General features: G+C 66.9%; 5 protein-coding genes and 1 pseudogene. 4 read left to right on the top strand and 2 right to left on the bottom strand.

Going from position 1 to position 4,616, the window contains the following annotated elements; genetic code table 11:
- Positions 1-93 precede the first annotated feature (93 nt).
- The 3 genes and pseudogenes from AC1DZ6_RS19450 to AC1DZ6_RS19440 form a co-directional block, all read left to right on the top strand.
- Positions 94-390 (top strand): autorepressor SdpR family transcription factor, encoded by a 297-nt coding sequence (locus AC1DZ6_RS19450; protein ID WP_477098788.1) that lies wholly within the window; start codon positions 94-96, stop codon positions 388-390.
- Entirely contained in the window at positions 387-761 is a 375-nt protein-coding gene (locus AC1DZ6_RS19445) for an ammonium transporter (protein ID WP_477098787.1), read from the top strand. The genes AC1DZ6_RS19450 and AC1DZ6_RS19445 overlap by 4 nt, the downstream gene beginning before the upstream one ends.
- A gap of 46 nt (positions 762-807) precedes the next feature.
- A pseudogene (locus AC1DZ6_RS19440) lies at positions 808-1,283 on the top strand (GNAT family N-acetyltransferase); the annotation flags it as partial.
- Between the two features lie 55 nt (positions 1,284-1,338).
- On the opposite strand, the gene AC1DZ6_RS19435 reads toward AC1DZ6_RS19440, so the two are convergent.
- Positions 1,339-2,475 carry a hypothetical protein gene (locus AC1DZ6_RS19435; protein ID WP_477098786.1) on the bottom strand — a complete coding sequence of 379 codons (1,137 nt, stop codon included), beginning with the start codon at positions 2,473-2,475 and terminating at the stop codon, positions 1,339-1,341.
- A gap of 327 nt (positions 2,476-2,802) precedes the next feature.
- Between AC1DZ6_RS19435 and AC1DZ6_RS19430 the strand changes: the two genes are divergently transcribed.
- Positions 2,803-3,267: a hypothetical protein gene (locus AC1DZ6_RS19430; protein ID WP_477098785.1), complete on the top strand. Its 465-nt coding sequence runs from the start codon at positions 2,803-2,805 to the stop codon at positions 3,265-3,267.
- A 1-nt stretch (position 3,268) separates the two neighbouring features.
- Here AC1DZ6_RS19430 and AC1DZ6_RS19425 read toward each other — a convergent pair.
- Positions 3,269-4,616: outer membrane beta-barrel family protein (locus AC1DZ6_RS19425; RefSeq protein ID WP_477098784.1), on the bottom strand; the 1,348-nt coding region annotated here is incomplete at its 5' end.

The following is a 4,616-nucleotide window of genomic DNA, read 5'->3' as shown; positions in this document are numbered from 1 at the left end:
GGGCAAGTCAGTGTGATCCCACCCAAGACGCGCCCTCAGACACCGCCAGCAAACCCTCTTGACTAATTTAGACGATTAGCTAATTGTCAAATCATGAGCCAGGTCTTCAGAGCCCTCTCCGATCCCACCCGCCGGCAGGTGCTGCAGCTTCTGCGCAAGGGGCCGATGAGCGCCGGCGAGCTCAGCGACCAGTTCAACGTCTCCAAGCCGACCATGTCGGCGCACTTCGCGGTGCTGAAGGAGGCCGACCTGGTGCACGCCGAGAAGGCCGGAAAGTCCGTCATCTATCACCTGAAGCTCTCGGTGCTCGAAGAGGCGCTGCTGGGCTTCGTCAACTCGTTCGGCCTCGGCGCGGAGGCGCCGGAGCCCAACAAGGAGGCTGCACGATGAACAAGGAACTGATCGCGAGTCTCGCCTGGGGCGGCGGCATGATCGCCCTGGCGCTCGGCGCGACCCTGGCGCGCAAGCTGGGCTATATCGACGGCGACACGGTCACGCGGGTGGTCGTCGGCGTGAACGGGCTCTGGATCGCCTGGTACGGCAACCGGATGCCCAAGACCTTCGTCCCCAGCGCCCAGGCCCGCGAGGCCAGACGGGTCGCGGCCTGGTCCCTGGTGCTGAGCGGCCTGGTCTATGCCGGCCTCTGGGCGTTCGCGCCGATCCAGGTCGCGGTGGCGGGCGGGTGCGGCGCGGTCCTGCTGGGGATCGCCGTGACCATCGGCTACTGCCTGCGGCTGCGGGCCAAGGCCAAGGCCGCCTAGCTGGAGCGACGCGATGACAGCGGTGCGAGACGCCGAGCCCGCCGACCTCAAGCCCCTAGCCCGCCTGTGGTGGTCCGGCTGGCGCGACGGCCATGAGGGGCTGCTGCCCGAGGCCCTGACCCGCCTGCGCACACTGGCGAGCTTCGAGGACCGGATGGCCGCCGCCTTGCCAAAGGCGCGCACGCTGGGCCCCGTGGGCGCGCCCCTGGGCTTCCACCTGCTGAAGGACGACGAGCTCTATCAGTTCTACCTGGCCGCCGAGGCGCGCGGGACCGGCGCGGCGGCGGTGCTGATGGCCGACGCCGAGGCCAGGCTGGCCCAGGCCGGCGTCGCCGTCGCCTGGCTGGCCTGCGCGATCGGCAACGCCCGCGCCGCGCGGTTCTACGAGAAGTCCGGCTGGACCATGGCGCGGATCGAGAACGTGCCGACCGAAACCGCCGAGGGCTCTTCCCGCTGGAGGTCTGGCGCTACGAAAAGCGTCTGGCGGGCCAAGCTGTAAGGGCCCAATCACCAGGGACGTGAAAAAGGGGCATGCGCGTCCGCATGCCCCTTTTCCTGGTCTTCCGACGCCGCGCGGCTAGACCCGGTTGCCGGTCGAGCTCGCGTTGGTCGCGCCCGTCTGGGCCCCGAGGTTGTTGTTCCTCAGGTCGTTGCCGACCAGCAGGACGTCGGCGTTGGTGACCACGCCCCAATCCTGCTGACCACCCCACGACCGCGACCGCACGCCCGTCACCACGCCCGAACCACCGCTGTAGAAATAGATGCCGTTCGCGCGGCCGCCGTTGTGCAGGCGGCCGTTGGCGATGAACTGGCCACCGGTGATCGTCACGTCCGGGCAATTGACCAGAATGCCGTCATTGCCGTTGTTGGTGACGATCGTCGGCCCGACCTGGACCTGGCGGTTGTGGTCCGACAGGTAGATGCCGCAGTCGCCTTCCAGCTCGATGAAACCGGGCCGGATCAGGTGCTGGGCGCCCCAGGTGTCGAGGTAGATCCCGTGACCGCCGTCCTCGCCGTAGAACCCGCCGTCGATGCGGATGCTGGCGATGGGGTTGGTCGAAACGCCGATGGCGGCCACGCCGTTGCCGGTGTTCTTGTAGGTGACGCAGGCCTCCAGCGCACCGACCGAGGTGGCCGGAGCCGTCCCCTGACTGGCGTAGTGGTAGCCGTCGCCGCCGTTCAGCGAGGCCGTGCACTTGTGCAGGTAGTACTGCAGCGGGTTCTGCGAGTAGACGCCGTTCGAGGTGAAGCTGAAGCCGTGCGAGACGTTGTTCAACGCGCCGCAGTTCTCCAGGATGGTGTAGGCCGTCATGCCCAGGTTCCAGCCGATATAGTTGGAATTGGCGCGGACGTTGGTGACTACGCCGTTGTCCCAGCTGTAGTTGGCCGCCACCTCCAGCTTGATCCCGTCGCCGCCGGGCACGGCGGGGACGATGTGCTCGACGGTGAAGTCAGCCATGGTGACGAAATCCGTGGCCGCCTTGATGATGATCACGGGCTGGTTGGCCGCGTCGGACTGGATCTTGGTCACCCCGATGCCGCAACCCCTGAGCGCGATGTTGTTGTGCGCYGGAAGAACGATGGGGCTCTTGACCAGATAGGTCTTGGCCAGCATCCGCACCTCGTTCGAGGCGGCGAACGCGGCCGTGAAGGCCGGCGCGTAATCCCCGTTAGGCGCAGGACTGTAGTCATCGACGAAAACGTAGGTGGTCATTTCAAAATTCTCCAAATAATTCAAATAATTCTGCCAAAATTGCAGCTCCGCCGCCCTCCTCCGCCGCACAATCGTGCGAGTGAGGAACGCAACGGATGGTTTTAATCTGGAGCATCGCCACGTCAGATTCGGACGTCGTTTGTTCTCATTTTGTTCTTATTTTCCACCAATCCCGGACCGCCCCGATTTCCTGATGCCGGACTAGGGAATTGGCCCAGGCGCGTTTGCGGCCATGCCCCGATGGCGGCCGGTCGGAGCGGGCGCGAAGCTGCTCCATCGAGCTCGGCTCGCCATGACGGCGTGCGCGCTCCAGGACAGAGGCGTTCCATGGCGACCAGGATCCAAGCGGCCTTGGCGATCGCGCTGCTGGTCGGCGAGCTTGGGACAGCCGGCTCGGCTTTCGCCCAGTACGCCTACCCCGCCAAGGGCCAGAGCCAGGCGCAGCAGCAGAAGGACGAGACCTACTGCTCACAATGGGCCACGCAGCAGAGCGGCTTCGACCCGATGCGGCCGCCCCAGCCCGCCCAGGCTTCGGCCGCACCGGTGACCGGCAGCGGGGCCAGGGTGAAGGGCGCGGCGGTCGGGGCGGGCATCGGCGCCATCTCCGGCGGCGACGCGGGGGACGCGGCCGTGGCCGGCGCGGTGGCGGGCGGCGTCATCCGACGCGGCAAGAACCGGCGCGCGGCCCGCGCCCAGAACGAGGCGAGCGCGGCGGCGGTCGCCAGCTCCCAGGGCGCCTTCGACCAGGCGCGCGCCGCCTGCCTGAACGGCCGCGGCTATACGCTGAAATAGCCTACTGGCCGCCGACGGCCCCCGAGCCGAAGTCGAACTGTTCCGGCCGCGCCTTGCCGCCGCCCAGGGCGTAGGTGAAGCCGAAGAACACCGCGCGCACATCGACCCGGCGCTCGACGCGCTGTTGCAGGGTCGGCGTGTCGAGGATCGCGTTGTCCTTGAACGAGTCCAGCACGTCGTTGGCCGTGACCACGAAGTTCAGCTTGTCGTTGACCTTGCGGCGATAGCCCAGGTTCAGCATCGAGAGCGGCTCGCGATAGCCCTGCGGCGTCAGGCGCTTGCCCGAGGTGAAGCCGTTCAGCTGGAAGAAGTCCTTGGGCGTGGCTTGCCAGCTGAGGCTGCCGCGCCCCGTCAGGGTCGTGCCCGAACGCGTGCCCGCCGCGCCCAGGTTGTTGGACTGGATCTCGTTCCAATAGGCGTTGCCGCTGACATTGTAGCTGAGCTTGGGGGTCAGCTTGCCGTTGGCCACCAGCTCCAGCCCGCCGTTGCGGCTCTTGGCCAGGTTCTCGCGGGTGGTCAGGAAGACGCCGTCGCCGAGGTTGCGCACCACGTTGGTCACGCCGTCGCGGCTCTCGCGGTAGTACAGCGTGGCCAGGTAGGACGCCGGCCCCTTCCGGTACTGATACCCAAGCTCGTAGGAGTCGGTGATCTGCGGCTTCAGGTCGGGATTGCCGGCGAAGAAGTTCTTGGGGTCCTGGTAGATCGGATAGGGGTTCAGGTCCTGGGACTGCGGACGCTGGACCCGCTTGCTGTAGTTGGCCGTCAGGGTCTGGGCCTGGGTCAGGGTGTAGCCCAGGTGCAGCGACGGATAGACGTGGAAATAGGCGTTGTCGTCTTTCTGCCCCGTCGTCACCTGGTTGGTGCGGATCTCGACCTGCTCGGCGCGCAGACCGCCCAGCGCCGTGAAGTCGCCGAACGGCCGCTCATAGGTGACGTAGCCGGCATAGACGTCCTGGCTGTAGAGGAAGCGGTTGGTCCGGCGCGGATCGACGGTCTGGTCGGCGGCCGTCGGCCCCGTCGAGCCGTGGTTGTCGTAGTCGTTGTCGACGACCTCGAAATCCAGCCCGGTCTTCAGCTTGGACTCGCCGGACGTCGGACGGGTGTAGTCGAGCTTGAAATTCACCCGGTCCTGGTCCGAGCCGAAGCCGAACGACTCGTGGGCATCGGCGACGGCCGCGTTGTCGATGAAGGCCGTTCCGTCGCGCTGGAAGTCGGTGACCTCGTATTCCAGGTGGGCGTCCAGCTCGTGCTCGGAACCCTTGAACTGGTGACGCCAGTCGCCGCTGACCGCGCTGTTGTCGCGCTTCATGCCGGCGCTCGACGAGCGCGTATAGACCCGCGTATAGACC

The organism is Caulobacter sp. P1_B12_2, from assembly GCF_056406675.1.
Note: the sequence above shows the minus strand (reverse complement) of the source record. Positions and strands in the feature narration are given on the sequence as shown.